At 73.8% G+C, this 16960-nt stretch carries 13 protein-coding genes, 1 tRNA gene and 1 riboswitch; of the genes, 7 read left to right on the plus strand and 7 right to left on the minus strand.

All coding sequences use genetic code 11. From position 1 onward, the window contains the following. Positions 1 to 23: 23 nt before the first annotated feature. Together MCM47_RS09210 and MCM47_RS09215 are read right to left on the minus strand one after the other, a co-directional pair. Positions 24 to 1145 carry a peptidoglycan-binding protein gene (locus MCM47_RS09210; protein WP_238860222.1) on the minus strand — a complete coding sequence of 374 codons (1122 nt, stop codon included), beginning with the start codon at positions 1143 to 1145 and terminating at the stop codon, positions 24 to 26. A gap of 231 nt (positions 1146 to 1376) precedes the next feature. Next, entirely contained in the window at positions 1377 to 1751 is a 375-nt protein-coding gene (locus tag MCM47_RS09215; RefSeq protein ID WP_374209096.1) for a winged helix-turn-helix transcriptional regulator, read from the minus strand. Between the two features lie 174 nt (positions 1752 to 1925). Here MCM47_RS09215 and MCM47_RS09220 point away from each other — a divergent pair, with 174 nt between their 5' ends. Next, a complete protein-coding gene (locus MCM47_RS09220; RefSeq protein ID WP_238860226.1) occupies positions 1926 to 2798 on the plus strand; it encodes an SDR family oxidoreductase in 873 nt (290 codons plus the stop codon). A 144-nt stretch (positions 2799 to 2942) separates the two neighbouring features. On the opposite strand, the gene MCM47_RS09225 is transcribed toward MCM47_RS09220, so the two are convergent. Together MCM47_RS09225 and MCM47_RS09230 are read right to left on the minus strand one after the other, a co-directional pair. Further along, a tRNA-Ser gene (locus MCM47_RS09225) sits at positions 2943 to 3030 on the minus strand. A gap of 61 nt (positions 3031 to 3091) precedes the next feature. After that, complete coding sequence (locus tag MCM47_RS09230; RefSeq protein WP_238860228.1) at positions 3092 to 4801, minus strand: S1C family serine protease; 1710 nt, start codon at positions 4799 to 4801, stop codon at positions 3092 to 3094. 251 nt (positions 4802 to 5052) lie between these two features. Beyond that, positions 5053 to 5201, plus strand: a riboswitch (TPP riboswitch). Between the two features lie 106 nt (positions 5202 to 5307). On the opposite strand from MCM47_RS09230, the gene MCM47_RS09235 reads away from it, so the two are divergent. The 4 genes from MCM47_RS09235 to MCM47_RS09250 all read left to right on the plus strand — a co-directional run bounded on the left by MCM47_RS09235 (position 5308) and on the right by MCM47_RS09250 (position 9752). Then, positions 5308 to 6645 carry a cytosine permease gene (locus MCM47_RS09235; protein ID WP_238860230.1) on the plus strand — a complete coding sequence of 446 codons (1338 nt, stop codon included), beginning with the start codon at positions 5308 to 5310 and terminating at the stop codon, positions 6643 to 6645. 82 nt (positions 6646 to 6727) lie between these two features. After that, on the plus strand, positions 6728 to 7597 hold the full coding sequence (locus tag MCM47_RS09240) for a glycerophosphodiester phosphodiesterase family protein (protein ID WP_238860232.1): 870 nt from the start codon (positions 6728 to 6730) through the stop codon (positions 7595 to 7597). A 320-nt stretch (positions 7598 to 7917) separates the two neighbouring features. After that, the gene (locus tag MCM47_RS09245) at positions 7918 to 8541 is read left to right on the plus strand and encodes an ATP-binding protein (protein ID WP_238860234.1); all 624 of its coding nucleotides are present in this window, start codon (positions 7918 to 7920) and stop codon (positions 8539 to 8541) included. 224 nt (positions 8542 to 8765) lie between these two features. Continuing rightward, complete coding sequence (locus MCM47_RS09250) at positions 8766 to 9752, plus strand: DUF5926 family protein (RefSeq protein WP_238860236.1); 987 nt, start codon at positions 8766 to 8768, stop codon at positions 9750 to 9752. A gap of 263 nt (positions 9753 to 10015) precedes the next feature. Here MCM47_RS09250 and MCM47_RS09255 read toward each other — a convergent pair whose 3' ends face one another. Beyond that, positions 10016 to 10651 (minus strand): bifunctional DNA primase/polymerase, encoded by a 636-nt coding sequence (locus tag MCM47_RS09255; protein ID WP_238860238.1) that lies wholly within the window; start codon positions 10649 to 10651, stop codon positions 10016 to 10018. Positions 10652 to 11342: 691 nt separating this feature from the next. Between MCM47_RS09255 and MCM47_RS09260 the strand changes: the two genes are divergently transcribed. Then, a complete protein-coding gene (locus MCM47_RS09260) occupies positions 11343 to 12857 on the plus strand; it encodes a PP2C family protein-serine/threonine phosphatase (RefSeq protein ID WP_238860240.1) in 1515 nt (504 codons plus the stop codon). A 227-nt stretch (positions 12858 to 13084) separates the two neighbouring features. Next, on the plus strand, positions 13085 to 14584 hold the full coding sequence (locus tag MCM47_RS09265) for an aminopeptidase P family protein (protein WP_374209097.1): 1500 nt from the start codon (positions 13085 to 13087) through the stop codon (positions 14582 to 14584). A gap of 81 nt (positions 14585 to 14665) precedes the next feature. On the opposite strand, the gene MCM47_RS09270 is transcribed toward MCM47_RS09265, so the two are convergent. Next, a complete protein-coding gene (locus tag MCM47_RS09270; RefSeq protein ID WP_238860242.1) occupies positions 14666 to 16123 on the minus strand; it encodes a hypothetical protein in 1458 nt (485 codons plus the stop codon). Further along, positions 16120 to 16794 carry an RNA polymerase sigma factor gene (locus MCM47_RS09275; RefSeq protein WP_238860244.1) on the minus strand — a complete coding sequence of 225 codons (675 nt, stop codon included), beginning with the start codon at positions 16792 to 16794 and terminating at the stop codon, positions 16120 to 16122. The genes MCM47_RS09270 and MCM47_RS09275 overlap by 4 nt, the downstream gene beginning before the upstream one ends. Positions 16795 to 16960: the final 166 nt, after the last annotated feature.

Genomic DNA, 16960 nt, shown 5'->3' on the forward strand with positions numbered 1-16960 from the left:
TCCGCGCCCCCTCCGGGGCCGGCTCAGTCGATCACGTCGAACCCCCGCCGCTGCCCCAACTCCCGCAGGCTGCGCTGCCCGGGGATGCCGTTCGCGTCCGCGCCCGAGTAGCCGAGGCTGCGCTGGAAGGCGGCGTACGCCTGCACCGTCCTGGTGCCGAGCGACCCGTCCACCCAGCGCGGTTCCAGGAAGCCCTCGTCGGCGAGCGCCTGCTCGACGATCCGGACCTCGCCGCCGTAGGTCTGGTGCCCCTGTTCGGCGCCGGGGTCGGTCCGGGCCGCCGCGACGACGTGGGCCAGTGAGACGCGGCGCGGCGAGGGCAGCCGCCCGAGCAGCCGGCGCAGCGACCCCTCCCCCGGGACGCCGTCCGCGGCGGACCCGGTGTAGCCCAGACTGTGCTGGTAGTCCTGGTAGTTGAGGGTGTCGGCGTCGCGCCACTCCTCGTCCGGACCGGCCGTGTAGTGCGAGCCGTGCCCCGCCGCCACCAGTGCCTCGCCCACCTCCCGCACCTGCGGGCCGTGCGCGCCGTAGCCGTACTCCAGCCCGTTGATGGTCACCCGGTACCGGGCCGGCGCGTCGTCGGACCGAGGCGGCGGCAGCGGCGTGCCCGTCCCGCCGCCGCTCACGAATGCGGCGATGCCGGGCAGCACCACGTCGTGGAACTGCCGCACCCGGGCGTCACCCGGGCAGGCGGTGCCGCCGTCCGACCAGTCCGGGAACAGCCGGTGGTACCCGAAGCCGGGGTCGTCCGTGCTGCGGCAGACCCGCACCGGGATGCCGTGCTGCCGGTGCAGCCAGGCGCCGAGCGCGACCAGCGCCGCCACCTGCGCGTCCGTCCACGGATCGGTGTGCTGGTCGTTGCTGGCCGACTCGACGCTGACCGCCCCGGTGCCGTCCGCCCGCCGGTTGGCCCGGTAGTTGGCGTCGGCCCGCGTCTGCGTCCCGATGAACTGGCCGACCGCCCCGTCGTAACCGACCCCGAAGTGCGACTCCAGGTTCGTGGAGTCCCGCCAGTACTCGTACATCCGCCGCGGCGTCCACGGCGCCGCGATGCTGTGGAAGATCACCTGCGTCGGCACGATCGCCGGCTGCGCGTCCGACTCGGGCTGGAGCTCCATCTTCTCCGCGCCGGGGTACCAGGCCATCTGTCTCTCCTCGCCGGGCCCAGGGCAGTCCGCCCCTTACCCCCGACACACGAGACACCGCCTCCACCCCGAGGACACCCCTGCCCCAAACCCCCCGTTCCGGTGAATTCCGCCCTCCGCTCCCCTACTGAGGTTGAACTCGCAATGTCGCCGGGTGGCTTAGGTGGGTCTGGTTGTCGGGCCGGTCTCGGCGAGGCGGCCCTTTATGACCAGACCGCTGGCCGCCGCTGATCACCTGGTGCGCTCAGTGCGGTCGTCGTACTGTTCGCGGGCGGCGACGACTTCTTCGATGTGCAGCACGGACCACTCCGTGAGCGCCTTCAGCGGTTCCCGTAGCGTCTGGCCGAGCGCGGTCAGCTCGTACTCCACGTGCGGCGGCACCTCTGGGTAGACGGTCCGGCTGACCAGCCCGTCGCGTTCGAGGGTGCGCAGCGTCTGGGTGAGCATCTTCTCGCTCACGCCCCCCAGCGCCTGCCGGAGATGACCGAACCGGGAGGTCCCGTTCCGGCCGAGTTCGCCCAGCACGAGGACCGCCCACTTGCTGCCGATCTGGTCGAGCAGGTCCCGCGACGGGCAGCCGCGCTCGTACGGATCGAATGACGGCATGGGCCCGGTCACATTCTTGACAGCAGCCATACGGCTCACCTCAATGCTTTCGCTGCGGTAAGTACCGTACCAAGAAGTGGCTACTCCCCAACAGAGAGTGTCCAGGTCATTCTCTGTTCCATCCCGCGGCGGACGGACCGCGGCAGGCGTGCGAGGCACGCGCGGAAGGAAGGAATGACCATCATGCCGATCGTCGTCACCGGAGCCACCGGCCAGCTGGGCAGGCTCACCGTCGAGGCACTGCTGCGGCGCGGGGTCCCGGCCACGGACATCATCGCGACCGGCCGGGACATCGCCGGGATCAAGGATTTGGCCGACCGAGGCATCACGGTGCGCCGCGCCGACTTCGCGGACCCCGACGGCTTGGCCGAGGCATTCGCGGGGGCGGAGAGGCTGCTGCTGATCTCGGCCTCGGTCCCCGTGGGCGAGCGGGTCGCCAACCACCGCCGCGTGATCGACGCCGCGGCATCCGCAGGCGTGTCGCTGGTGGCGTACACGAGCACGACGCACGCGGACACGGCCACCACCGTCATCGGTGCCACGCACGGCGAGACCGAGGCGTATCTGCGGGACCGCGGAATCCCCAGCGTGCTGCTGCGCAACGGCTGGTACCTGGAGAACTACACCAGCCAACTGCCGCAGATCCTGCAGAACGGCGCGGTCGTCGGCGCCGCAGGCGAGGGGCGGATCAGCGCCGCGTCCCGCGCCGACTACGCCGAGGCCGCAGCGGTCGTCCTCACCACTGAAGGCCACACCGGCGCCGTGTACGAGCTCGGCGGCGACGAATCGTTCACCCTGACCGAGCTCGCCGCCGCGATCTCCGCTGCGGCCGGAGAGCAGGTTACCTACGCCGACCTCCCGGTGGCCGAATTCGCCCAGGTACTGGCCTCCGCGGGCCTACCCGCCGAGCTGGCAGAGGTCCTCGCTGACGCTGACCGCGGTATGAACCGCGGCGAGATGTACACCGACTCGGGCGACTTGCGCCGCCTGATCGGCCGCCCGCCCGTGACCCTGGCCGAGGCACTCGCGGCCGCGCTGCATCACTGAGGTTGAACTCGTGATGTGGCCCGCAACCGGCCCACACACACCGGTCAGACCCGGTACAGAGGCGGGACAGGCCGGGACGGAACCGAAAAGGGCGGGTATCGGCAGCTTGCCGATACCCGCCCTGATCCGGGCTTTCCCCACCAGCGGAGAGCGTGGGATTCGAACCCACGGTGACGGGTCACGCCACGACAGTTTTCAAGACTGTTCCCTTAGGCCGCTCGGGCAGCTCTCCAGGCGGAGGTCAGCCTAACGGTTCCGGCCGGGTTCGGTGCACACGGTTTCCCGCGGCGGGGTCAGTTGTCGCCGACGCGCTCGCTGAGGGTCACCTTGGTGTTGAAGGTCTGGCCGTTGCGGGTGTACTCCACGTCGACGGTCTCGTTGGGCTTGTGGGTCCAGATGCGGCTCACCAGGGCGGGGCCGTTGTCGATCGGGACGCCGCCGAGCTTGGTGATGACGTCGCCCGGCTTGAGGCCGGCCTTGTCGGCGGCGCCGCCGGGGGTGACGGCGGGCGTGCCCTGGATGTCGCGGGTCTGGATCTGCGCGCCCTCGCCCTTGTAGTCGTCGTTGCGCAGCACGTCGAGCTTGGCGTAGACGGGCTTGCCGGTCTTGATCAGGGTCTCGCCGACCCACTTCGCCTGGTTGATCGGGATGGCGAAGCCGAGACCGATGCTGCCGGCCCGGCCGGTGCTGGAGGTGTTGGACTGGATCGCCGAGTTGATGCCGACCACCGCACCGGTGGAGTCGAGCAGCGGACCGCCGGAGTTGCCGGGGTTGATCGACGCGTCGGTCTGAAGGGCGTTCATGTACGAGGACTGGGCGCCGGTCTCGTCGCCCGAGGCGACCGGGCGGTCCTTGGCGCTGATGATGCCGGTGGTGACGGTGGACTCCAGGCCGTACGGGGCACCGATGGCGATGGTGGAGTCGCCGACGTTGACCTTGTCGGAGTCGGCCAGCGGAAGCGGCGTCAGCTTGCCCTTGGGCGGCGTGTCCAGCTTCACCACGGCGACGTCGTAGCCCTCGGCGCGGCCGAGCACGGAGGCGCCGTAGGAGCTGCCGTCGGCGAACTTGACCGTCAGCTTGCCGCCGTTGGAGGCCGGCGCGACGACGTGGTTGTTGGTGAGGATGTGGCCCTCGGTGTCGAAGACGAAACCGGTGCCGGTGCCGGACTCGCCGTTGCCCTGGGCCTTGATGGTGACGACGCTGGGCAGCGCCTTCTGCGCGATGCCGGCCACCGAACCGGGGGCGGGCTCGTTCTTCTGCGGGCTGCTGGCCTGGACGGTGGTGCTCCGGTGGTCGTTCGCGGAGGCGACGCTCCCGCCGTCGCGGTCGGCGACGGTCACGCCCACCGCTCCGCCGGCCACACCGGCGACGAGGGCGACCGCGGCGATCAGGGCGACCAGGCCGCCGCGCTTCTTGCGCGGGGCGCCGTGCCCGGGGGTGCCGGGGTAGTCGGAGGGGTAGCCGAGCGGGCCGCCCGGGTGGCCGGGGCCACCGGGGGCGCCGGTGCCGCCGGGGGTGACGTCGTGCGCGCCCCAGCCGCCGAGCGGCTGGCCGGCGCCGAACGGGTGGTGCTGGCCGGTCGCGCCGGGTGCCCCCGGGGCGGCGTACGGGTCGTGGGCCGCGGCGGCGGGCGCCGCGTACGGGTAACCGGCGGGCGCGGCCTGGGCGGCCGGAGCGGCGGGCGCGGCGGGCGGCAGGACCGGCGGCGGGGCGTCGATGTACCCGGTGTCGGCCGCGGCCGGAGCGGCGGCCGGGGCGGCCGGCGCCACCGGCGGAGCGGCCGGCTCGGGAGCGCTGACCTTGCTGAACGCCAGCGTCGGCGTGGACCCGCCGGCCGCCGGGGCGGCGGGCGCGGCCTCGGCCAGCGTGTAGTCGGCCTCGGGCGCCGCTGCGGGGGCGGGTGCGGACTGCGCCGAACCGTCAGGAGCGGGACCGCCCACCCCCTGGCCGGAGGGCTGCTCCCCCTGCGGCCCGGTGGACCCAACCTCGCGCTCGGTGCTCACGGACGACCTCCATAGCTGACAGGACCAACAACCATAGTTTTTCGCACACCCGATTCGATTGTCGTAAGGACCCTTCTGAAGAACTCATAAGAATCCTTAGCCCGGTCCGACAGCACGTGCCGAGGCCCCCGCGGCGGCCCCCGCACAGCCCCCTGCCGCGCCGCCCGCGCCGGCGGTCCGCCGTCCCGCGATGCGGACCGCCGGGACCACGGCCTTGGCGTTCCCCACCTGGCCGGTTAGCCTGTCGCTCCAAACTGACACGCGGGAGCTTGGACCCACCAGGCTGAGAGTGCGCCGGTCGACCGTACGCCACGGGCTCCGTGGACGGGCCGTCGAGGGGGCGCAGACCGCCGGAACCTGTCCGGGTAATGCCGGCGTAGGGAGTATCGGCCATGCCGTCTGCTTCGCCATCCTCTTCTTCGGGCGCGCCCGCGTCCAAGGATTTCCCCGAGTCGTCCACGACCGTTCACTCCGACGCCGCGGCCCCCGCCGGCGGTTCCACCGCGGTGCTGGACCGTCCGGGGCGGGGCGAGCGGGTCGAGGCGCCGCTCGTGCTGGACACCGAGCCGCCGCGCACCCTGCGTTTCAGGGACCACTTCGCGCTCTGGATGAATCTCGGCGTCAGCCTGATCGGCTTCACCACCGCCGCCACCGTGCTCGGCGCGCCCGGCAGCGAGCTGTCGCTGGCCGCCGCGGTGACCGCGATCGTGGCCGGCACGGTGGTCGGCACCGCGATGCTCGGCGTCGCCGCGCTGATCGGGGCCCGCACCGGCGCGCCCGCGATGGCCAACCTGCGCGGGCTCTTCGGGACGAAGCTCTCCTACGTGCCCACGGTGCTGAACATCGTCCAGTGCATCGGCTGGGGCGTGTACGAGCTGTTGGTCATCGCGATGGGTGCGCAGACCGTGGCGCACACCGAGGGCTACCGCTGGGCGTTCGTCGTGCTGGCGGGCGCGGTGACCACCGCGCTGACCATCTGGCCGCTGGGCGCGATCGCGGTGCTGCGCCGCTTCGTCGCCGCGGCGGTGGCGGTCGCGATGGTGTACTTCACCGTCCAGCTGGGCCGCCACGGCGTCCCGGACCCGGGCGCGGGCAACTGGCACGGGTTCCTCAGGGCCACCGACGCGATGATCGCCGTCTCGATCTCCTTCGTGCCGCTGGCCGCCGACTACACCCGCCACTCGCGCACCCCGCGGGCGGCGTTCTGGGGCAGCTTCTCCGGCTACACGATCGCCCAGGTCTGGTGCTACGTGCTCGGCCTGTTCGCGCTGCTGCAGGCGGACGGCGACGCCACGAGGATCTTCGACTCGTTCCTGGGCGTCTGGGCCGGCTGGCTCTTCCTGCTGGTACTGGTGCTGCGCGAGACCGACCAGTCCTTCGCCAACGTCTACTCGACCGCGATGTCGGTCCACAACCTGCTGCCGAAGGTCGACCGCCGGGTGCTGACCGGCGCGACCGGTCTGCTGATCACCGTCCTGGCGCTGCAGATCACCGAGTTCACCGACTCGTACTACGCCTTCCTCGGCCTGATCGGCTCGGTCTTCGTACCGATGTTCGCGGTGCTGGCGGTGGACTACTTCCTCGGCGCCGGCCGCCGCGGCTGGAACCTCGCCGCCGACGCGCCGTCCCGCTGGCTGATGCTGCTGCCGTGGGCGCTCGGCTTCGCGGTCTACCAGCTGATCGCGCCGACCGCGATCGCCGGCTGGTGGACGGACTTCTGGACCTCCGTCCAGGAGGCCCTGCACTTCACCCCGCAGGAGTGGACCTCGGCCTCGCTGTTCGGCTTCCTGGTGCCCGCTCTGGCCACCTGGGCGCTCACCCCGCTGACCCGCGGCCGGCGCTGACCGCCCGCCCGCACCGGAGACGGCCCCACGGATTGGGGCCGTCTTCGCTTCCGCTTCACCTCCGCCGCTTATCGTTGACGCCGTGACCAGCCCTGATCTCTCGCCTGCGGCGGCGCGCACCGCGCCGCCCGTCCAGGTGATCGCCCACCGCGGTTCCTCGCACGCCCTGCCCGAGCACACCCTTGCGGCCTACCGCCGGGCACTGGAGGAGGGCGCGGACGCGGTCGAGTGCGACGTCCGGGTGACCGCCGACGGTCAGCTGGTCTGCGTCCACGACCGCCGGATCGGCCGGGTCTCGGACGGCCGCGGCACGGTCTCCGCCATGACGCTGGCGCAGTTGGAGGCGCACGACTTCGGCGCCTGGAAGACCGGCGTGCCGAGCCGGGACCCGGAGCTGCGCGAGGTGCTGCGGCTGGAGAGCCTGCTGGAGCTGGTCGCGGACTGCGGCCGGCCGGTGGACCTGGCGATCGAGACCAAGCACCCGGTCCGGTTCCGGGGCCTGGTCGAGAGCGAGCTGCTGCGGATGCTCGACCGGTTCGGGATCGGCGGCGCCCACGGTGCCGCTACGCCGGGAGCCGGCACGCGGGACGCCGGCACGCGGGACGCCGACGGCCCGCGGGCCCGCATCATGAGCTTCTCCTCGCTCGCCCTGGCCCGGGTGGCAGCCGCCGCGCCGCAGTACCCGCGGGTGTTCCTGTTCGAGCGGATGCTGCCGCTGCAGGGCCGGCTGCGGCCGGGCGCGGCGCTGCCGGGCGGCGCGCGGATCGCCGGTCCCGGCATCGACCTGGTGCGGGCCAGGCCCCGGCTGGTCACCCGGCTGCGCGAGCTCGGCCACGAGGTGCACGTCTGGACCGTCGACGAGCCGGCCGACGTGGAGCTCTGCCTGGAGCTGGGCGTGTCGGCGATCATCACCAACCGCCCGGCGGAGGTCCTGGCCCAGCTCGGCCGGTGACGCCGCGGGCCGGCGGGCGCGCGGCTGCTCCTGGGCGCCCCGATCGCCCCGCGCGCCCCATTCGCCACGCGCGCCCCGGGCCGCCGTCCGATCGACATCACGCGGCACGTCGGTTGATCGCCTTGGTAGGGACTCAAACCTTCCACTGTCGCTTTCTGCTGTGGTTTTTGCGTTTCACGACAGAGGGTGAGCAGCGAATCACCTGTCGCGCACCGTGTGTCGTGCGGCTCGAAATGTGCGGCCGGGATCGCCGTGTGGTCGTTTCCGACGCATTACCAAGGGGCATCCATCCCTCGGCATACGCTGAAGGAGGTCCGGGGGTGGCGTTGATGGTGGCGCGTGAAGTGCCGACTTCATCGACCATGGCAGTGCCGCACGGCCCAGCGAGTGTCGGGGTCGCACGGCGCCGACTGCGTCGAGATCTGGGTGACCGGCAGATACCGGAACCGGTCATCGATGATGCCGTTCTGATCCTTTCCGAACTGCTGAGCAATGCCTGTCGTTACGCCCGGCCGCTCGGGCCGCTGCCCGTGCTCGGCCGCAGCGCCCGGGCCGAGGTCGTGGGCCAGGTGCTGGTCGGCGTCCCCTCCGGGGCGTCCTCGGCCGGCGGCACCGCCCGGCCGGGCAGGTCCGACGACCGCCCGCAGGAACGGTCCCGAGACGGCGAGGACGTGGGTGCCGACGACGGCGGGATCCTGGTCCGCTGGCAGATGCACGCGGACGGCGTCCTCACCCTGGAGGTGACCGACGGCGGGGCGCAGACCCGGCCGTCCCCGGCCAGCCCGTCGCTGACCTCGCGCGGCGGCCGCGGGCTGAGCATCGTGGACCAGCTGGCGAGCGACTGGGGCGTGCGCGACGCGCCCGGCGAGGTGACGGTGTGGGCGGCGCTGCCCGCCCGGGCCCGCCACGCCCGGCGCACCGGCGGTGACGCCCGCAGCGCCTGACGCCCGCAGCGCCTGACGGCCGACCGGTTCGCCGGCACGGGCCGACCCTGGCCGCGGGCCCGCACCCGCAGGCCCGGCACGCAGGCCACGGGCGAGCGGAACCGCAGGCCGAACGGGCCCGCGGAGCGGGCGACCGCACCAGGACCCGGCGTGTGCCCCCGCGCCGGTGGAACGTCAGTAGGCTGCCCGGAGCACAACACCACCGTCCCCGGGAGAGCCGCACCATGGGCAAGAAGGCCGCCAAGAAGGCGCCGCAGCGCAGCCAGTCCACCACCGCCGTCACGGGTGAGATCCCCGTGGTCGGGGCCCGCGAGAACTGCCCCTGCGGTTCGGGCCGCCGTTACAAGGCGTGCCACGGCCGCGAGGCCTCGCACGCCGTCCAGGAGCTGGTGCACCGCCCGTTCGAGGGCCTGCCGGGCGAGGCCGACTGGGTGGCGCTGCGCGAGCTGGTGCCGGCCGCCACCGTCCCGCTGACGCTGGCGGCCGGGGTCGCCGGGACCGCCACCGGCGAGGTGCCGTCGGTGACGCTGGCCACCGTGCTGCCGCTGGCCTGGCCGGCCCTGCGCCGCCAGGACGGTTCGATCCTGCTCGGCCTGCAGACCCAGTCCTCCTCCGGCGACCTCAGCCGTGACCTGGCCGACGCGCTGGAGCTGGCGCTGGCCGCCGAGCCGGGCTCGCCGGTGCCCGCCCGCCGCACCGTCCCGGGCGGCCGCCGCCTGCAGGACCTGCTGGACCTGCAGGCCGAGTTCACGCCCACCGTGCACACCGGCTTCGAGTTCTGGCTGGAGGACGCCGAGACCGCCACCGGCGAGGTGGCCGCCTCCCTGGAGCGCGCCAACGCCTCGGCCATCCCGACCGAGAAGCTGAACGGCGTCGATTCCGCGTACTGGTGCGGCACCCCGGACAAGAACCACCTGCGCTGGGTGATGACGGTGCCGGAGGAGCAGCTGCTGGACGCGCTGGCCCGGCTCACCGCCGCCGACAAGTCCTCACTCGGCCCGGACACCCGTCTGGTCGGCTCGTTCCGCGCGCACGGCCTGACCGTGCCGGTCTGGGACCTGCCGCTCGCCATGACGGCCGCCGACTGCGAGAAGCCGGCCGCCGAGTTCGCCGAGCGGCTCGCCGAGACCCTCGCCGACGAGCGGCCGCTGACGGCCGAGGAGCGCCGCGCCCGCGCGAACCTGGTGAACCGTCAGGTCACTTTGAACTAAAGGCGACCGGGATCCGGGTGATACGCGTCACATTGCCCGCCGGAACGGCAATTTCCGGACTGCCAGGGCGCCTTGGAAATTGGCGTAGCCGCGGATCCTTGTTACTGTCTAAAGAGTCCGGTCGCTGGTGCATCCCCCGTCGCCAGCGGCCGGATCTTTTGTTTTCCGCCGGAGGCACCCCCGGCTGCACCGTGCCCGATCGGTTTCCGGGCAGCGCGGCGGCAGCCCGTACGCCCCGCACGGGCCGGGCCCGCCGGCGGCCGTCAGTGTGCCGAGCGGCCGCTGTCCAACCGGACCGCCGCCTCGACCAGTTCGCCGAGCAGCGGCCCGACCTGAGGCAGCCAGACCCCGCCGTCGGCCGCCGGGCGGGGCGCGAGCACCCAGCGCACCCGGCCCCCCGTCCCGCCGCCGGGCGGCAGGGCCAGGAAGCCGCCCGGCCCGTGGTAACGCAACGACCCCGGAACCCAGGGCAGTTGGGCGAGCATCTCGCCCAACACCTCCAGGGAGTACGGGGCGACCAGCAGCGCGTAACGGCCGGGCAGCGCCAGCACCGGGCCGAGCGGCAGCCGCAGCGCGGCGAGGTAGGCGAGCGCCCGGGCACCGGCCGCCGCGGGCAGGCTGACCGCCGAGACGGTCCGGCCGGTCGCGGCCAGCACGGGCGCGTCCGGCTGCCGCTCCCACCACCAGCGCACCATCCGGGCGTCGGTGGTGGCCGCGAGCAGCGGCGGATCGTGCGGATGGGCGCCGGGGACGGGGCAGTCCTCGTCCCCGCAGGAACACCGCCCGCCACGGAGCAGCGTGCCGGGCACCACGGGCCAGCGGTGGTCGACGGCGGCCGCCAGGGCCGCGGCCATTCGGGCCGAACGGGCCGCCGGACGGTTGCTCGGGTTCTCGCGCATGGCACTCGTTCCTTTCCGTGACCGCTCGGTTCGCTCCCGGCCCGCGGCCCGCGTCGGGGAGCGCCGCACCGGCCCGGATCGGGGCGGCGGGCATGGCGAACGGCGTGGGCAGGGGTGGAGCACGGTGTGGAGCACGACCTGAGAAGAGCCGCGGACTAGAACAGCCCGTGGAACGAGAATCCCGCATGTGACCGGACGGACGCCGCCCGGGCGCGGTTGGTTCCACCGTACGAGTGAGTGACTTCCGACCGGCCCGGCCCTCCGAGCGGCGAAAGCATACGATCCGGACGGCCATCCGGGCCGTCCTGACGGTTCTGCCCGTTCTCCGGCCGGTCCATGCCCTCCGCCCGGCACCGGCGGGCCGCCGGAACACCCCGGTCGGGCCGCAGCAGCACCCGGCGCGCGCTCGACGGGAACGCGCCCCCGCGCGGTTCCCGGGCGCCCTCCGGTATCCGTCGGCGCCTGGCGCCGAAGCCGGGAGGGAACCGGCTCCGGGGGCGGCGGGACCGGACACCGGCACCGGAACGAATCTGGACATGCCCCGAATGGCCTGTGTAGAAGTGGTGGCATTGCTGACGATCAATGACGAGAAGTAGCGAATCGAGGCGGAACGCGTCATTTGGCCGTCCTCGCTCCAATCGGCCGTATCCGGGGGGTTCCGCATGACACGTACCGCGTCAGGAGTGGCGGCATGACCGAGTCCCACGCACCGTCGACCTCCGCCGAGCCGGGCGAGCCCGGCAGCGCCAGCGGCCTCTCGGTGCTCGACCATCCGGGCTTCCCGGTCCCGGCCGCCGGTCCGGCCGAGGAGCAGGCCGATCCGGCCGGAGCCGGCGACGGCCGGCCCGCGGCCGCCGGCGAGCCGACCCCCGCCGACGGCGAGCCGACCCTCGCCGACGGCCGGAGCACACCCCCGGCCGGGCTGCAGGACCGTTTGGCCGGACGGCTGTCCGATTTCACCAGCCTGCACGAGCACACCGAACGGCTCGTCCGCGCCCGCGGCCTGGACGCCACGGTCGACGCCCTGCTGGCCTCCGGCACCGCGCTGCTGGGCGCCAGCCGCGCCCTGCTGGTCACCGCCGCACCCGGCGGCGGCCCCGGCCGGCCGGTCGGCCACGGCCTGGACCGCGCCAGCCTCGGGTCCCTGGAGACGGTGCCGGCCGAGCAGAACCCGGTCGCCCGGCTGCTGCGCGAGCGCGACCGACCGGACCGGCTGGAGTGCCGCGACCTCGCCCACGACCCCGCGATCGGCGCCCGGCTGCGCGAGCTCGCCGCCTCCCTCGGCCTCGGCGGCTGCTACGGCCTGCCGCTCGCCACCGAGGAGGACGGCCCACTGGCCGCCGCGCTCTGGTTCTACGACGAGCCCGCCGCACCCACCGAGCGCCAGCGCGAGCTGGCCCACCGCTACTGCGAGGTCGCCGCCCCGCTGCTGGCCAAGCAGCTGGACGCGGAGCGGGTCCGCCGCACCACCGAGGCACTGCGCCGCGGCCTGCTGCCCGACCGGCTCCCCCGGCCGACCGGTCTGCGGCTCGCCGCCCGGCTGGTCCCGGCCGGCCTGGACCACTCCGCCGGCAGCGACTGGTACGACGCCATCCCGCTGCCGGACGGCACCGTCGGCCTCACCGTGGGCAGCGTCTCCGGCGACGGCCCCGGTGCCGGGCCCGGCTCGGCACCCGGCGCGGCGGCGGCGATGGGCCGGGTCCGGGCGGCGCTGCGGGCGTACGCGGTGCTGGAGGGCGAGGACCCGGTCTCCGTCCTCGGCGACCTCGAACTGCTCCTCAAGACCACCGAGCCGAGCCGCAGCGCCACCGCCGTGTACGCCTGGGTGGAGCCGGAGGACCGCCGGATCACGCTGGCCGGGGCCGGCCACTGCCCGCCGGTGCTGGTCACCCGGCACGGCGCCGAGTTCGTGGAGACCTCGCTCTCCGCCCCGCTCGGCATGCTCTCCTGCTGGGAGGCGCCCGGGGTCGAGCTCACCGCCGACCGCGGCGACACCCTGCTGCTCTACACCGAGGGACTGGCCCGCCGCTGCGGGCCCACCCTGCACGCCGGGCAGGCCAACCTGCGCCGGGCGGCCGCCGACGCCCCGCGCGACGTGCGGATCGACCCGGACCGGCTCTGCGCCCACCTGCTGGCCGTCTGCCCGGACCCGGCCGCCGGAGCCGCCACCGACGACCTGATGCTGCTGGCCGCCCGCTTCGAGTAGCCCGCCGGGCGGGCGGCGCGCGCCCCCGCGCGGCCCCGGGCGGCCCCGGAGGGGCCCCGCGCGGGCCGTCCGCCCCCGGACCCGCCGCTCCCCCGCCGGGGCGCGCCGGCGGACGTCCGTACCATGGACGCACGGCCGCCCGCGCGTGTCGCGATCCGACGCGCCCCAGGGCTCCGGCCCCCGGGACACCCCCACGGGGCAGCCGCACGCGCAAGGAGGCGACGTACGTGACCGAGGACCGCACGCCGGCAGTGGCCGAGAACCCCGAGGCCGGGGGCGAGGAGCAGCCGCAGGAGTTCAAGGGCCGCAAGAACGGCCTGTACTCCGGGGTCTCCGACGAACTGGCCGCCTCGATGAAGTCCGGCTGGGCCGACACCGAGCTGCACGGCCTGGAGCCGGTCGCCCAGGCCCCGTACGCGGCCGAGCGCCGTGCCCGGCTCTCCGCCGCCTTCCCCGGCGAGCGCCTGGTGGTCCCGGCCGGCAACCTGAAGGTCCGCGCCAACGACTCCGACTACAGCTTCCGCGCCGCCAGCGAGTACGTGCACCTCACCGGCGACCAGACCGAGGACGCGGTGCTGGTCGCCGAGCCCACGGGCGACTCCGGCCACGTCTTCGGCCTCTACCTGCTGCCCCGCTCCGACCGCGAGAACGGCGAGTTCTGGCTGGACGGCTACGGCGAGCTCTGGGTCGGCCGCCGGCACAGCCTCGCCGAGCAGGAGCAGCTGCTCGGCCTGCCGGCCCGCGACGTGCGCAGGGCCGCCGAGGAGCTGGCCGACCGGGCGAAGTCCGGCACCGTCCCGACCCGGATCGTGCGCGGCTACGACGCCGGCCTGGAGGCCGCGCTCGCCGACGTGCTGGACGCCGGCAAGGACGCCGAGTTCAAGGAGTTCCTGAGCGGCCTGCGGCTGGTCAAGGACGAGTGGGAGATCGGCGAGCTGCGCGCCGCCTGCGCCGCCACCGTCAAGGGATTCACCGACGTGGTCCGCGAGCTGGGCCAGGCCGTCGCCACCTCCGAGCGCTGGATCGAGGGCACCTTCTGGCGCCGCGCGCGCGTCGAGGGCAACGACGTCGGCTACGGCTCCATCTGCGCGGCCGGCGCGCACGCCACCACGCTGCACTGGGTCCGCAACGACGGCGCCGTCCGCCCGGGCGAGCTGCTGCTGCTGGACGCCGGCGTGGAGACGCACACCCTGTACACCGCCGACGTCACCCGCACCCTGCCGATCGACGGGCGCTTCTCCGAGCTCCAGCGGAAGATCTACCAGGCCGTCTACGACGCGCAGGAGGCCGGCATCGCCGCGGTGAAGCCCGGCGCCCGGTTCCGCGACTTCCACGACGCCTCGCAGCGCGTGCTCGCCGAGCGCCTGCTCGCCTGGGGCCTGCTGGACCCGTCGCTGTACGACGTCGAGAAGGTGCTGGAGCTCGGCCTGCAGCGCCGCTGGACCCTGCACGGCACCGGTCACATGCTCGGCCTGGACGTCCACGACTGCGCCCACTCCCGCCGGGAGGAGCACGTCGACGCGCTGCTGGTGCCGGGCATGGTGCTCACCGTCGAGCCGGGCCTGTACTTCCAGGAGGACGACCTGACCGTGCCGGCGGAGTACCGCGGCATCGGCGTCCGGATCGAGGACGACATCCTGGTCACCGCGGACGGCAACGAGAACCTCTCGGCCGGCCTGCCGCGCCGCGCCGAGGACGTCGAGGCGTGGATGGCCTCGCTCGCCTGAGCCCGTCACGCCTCGCCCGTCCCCGACCGGGACGCACCTGAGCCCGGCTCCCCATGCGGGGGCCGGGCTCCGGTGCGTCCGCTACTTGGCCACCACGCGGACCGGGATGCTGCGCTCGCCGATCGGGGTGAGCTCGCCGCTGCCGGTGTAGGGCAGCAGGGCCTGGACGGTCACGGGCATCACGCCGGGCCCGGCTCCCCTGTCCATCGTGAGGCGGAACCTGACCGTCCTGCTCTGCCCTGGGGCCAGCGGGAAGAGGGACTTCGGGTCGGCGACGGCGTAGCCCATGTCGCTGCCGGGGGAGACGGCCACCTGCGTCCAGGTGTCGCCGTCCTGGCGCTCCAGCTTGCCGGAGTTGAAGGCCACCGGAGCGTCGGAGGCCGGCGTGCCCGCGTACTGCTCGGTGATCACGAACGGCTGGACCTTGGCGTAGTCGGTCTGGCTGGTGTTCCGGTACGTCACCGAGAAGGTCACGGGCGTGCCGTTGTTGGGGACCTGCTGGCCGGTGCCGAGGCCCTCCACGCTGACGCTGATGTCGTTCTCGTGGGCGCGCGCCGACGGCGCCTGGCGCCCGCTCAGGTCGATGCTGTCGAGCATCGAGACCAGGCCCGCCTGGTACTCGGGCTTGAGGCCGATCGCCGCGACGAAGACCTCGTCCTTGTCCAGGCCCCAGAGCTGGGCCGTGAAGCTCTCGGTGGCGTTGCAGGAGACCTGCCACTGCGTCTTGTAGACGGGCCGGCCGGCCACGATGTCCCTGGTGCGGACGGCGGTGCTGGTGATCTTCTCCGAGGCCGTGGGCACGTGCGGGTTGCCCCAGACCGGGCAGTACGGCTGGTACTCCCAGCCGGAGTCCGACTCCAGGGTGCTCATGACCGGCCAGTTCGCATTCTTGGCCACCTCCGCCGTGTCGTACGAGTACACGGTCACGCCGTACGGCTCGCAGTCGTTGTAGCTCGCCGACGCCGGAGCCCCCGGGCTCAGCACGCAGACTTCCGTCGACGCCTCCGAGCGCGGCGGGAGGACCCGCCAGCCCGCCGGGGCCTTGAACTTCACGCCGCGGAAGGTGACCTGGGTCGCCGTCCCGGAGGTGGCGGGCGCGGTGGTCGACGAGGAGGCCGCCGGGCTGCCGCCGGGCCGGCCGGCCGGGACGTCCGGCTCGTCGTCGGCCGTGGCGGACGGGGACGGGGAGCCGCTCGCGGTCGCCGTGGGGGACGGGCTGGCGGTCGCCGTGGGGGACGGGCTCGCGGGCGAGGTGGTCACGGTGGCGGCCGGGTCCGGCGTCCGGTGCTCGGCGACGTCGTCGGCGCGGAAGTTGAGCACGCCGACGGCCAGCGCCGCGGCCAGGGCGAACGCCGGCACGGCCGCCAGGTAGACCGGACGCAGCCTGCGCATTCTTCGACTGGGAGGGTCGGCCGGGCGCAGGTCGTGCGCGGTGATCTGCGCGGCGCGGGCGTTCATCGCCTCGCGCAGCAGCTGCTCCATCGGACTCTCGCCCGGATCGGCACCACCGCCGGGCAGGCGGGGATTCTTGTCGGTCATCGAACCTTCTCCAGGTGCTTCTCCAAGGCGTCCAGAGCCCGGCTGGCGGTGGACTTCACGGCACCCCGGGAGAGCCCCAGGGTCTCGGCGATCTGCGCCTCCGACATGTCGGACCAGTAGCGCAGCACCAGCACTTCCCGCTGGCGCGGGGTCAGCTCCTGCATCGCCACGAGCACCCGCCGGTGCTCGTCGTTGAGGACGGCGTGGTCCTCGGCGGACGGCGCGTCCGCCTCGTGCGGCGGGACGTACTCGCGCGCGGTCCTGCGGCGGCGCAGCATGGACCGGGCACCGTTGACCACCGAGGTCCGCAGGTAGCCGAGGGCGTTGTCCAGGTCGTCGAGGTGCTCTCCGTGGCGCTGGTAGAGCTGGGTGAAGGCCTCCTGCACAACGTCCTCGGCGAGGTCCTGATGGTCGACCAGGAGTACCGCCATCCGCACCAGGCCGAGCCGGTGCGCGTGGTAAAGGTCGGTCAGCGTGGGCCGGTCCTCGGCCTGCTTCCGGCCCCCGCGCAGCAGCCGGAAGCCGGAGCGGCGCCTAGCCGCCTCCGGCTCCGCGCCCGGGACGTCGGCCGCCCGGCCGGCCTCCTGGACGCCGAACAGCAGCCCGACCACTCCGGCGAGGATGCCCCGCCCTCTCGCCGGTCCCGTTATCGGCCCGATGGCCATGGACATGTACGTTCTGCTTTCCCCCAGGACGCGATCGGCGTTCCGCCGCCCCGTCAGGACCCGTGATCAGGTTCGTGATCAGCGGAATCATGCCAGCGCCAGGTTCTCCGACCGGTTCCGCCCCCGTAGTGATGGACGTGTGGACGGCGCGGGGGTTGCAGGCGGGTTCCGA

Source organism: Kitasatospora sp. A2-31, from assembly GCF_022288725.1.
GTDB lineage: Bacteria > Actinomycetota > Actinomycetes > Streptomycetales > Streptomycetaceae > Kitasatospora.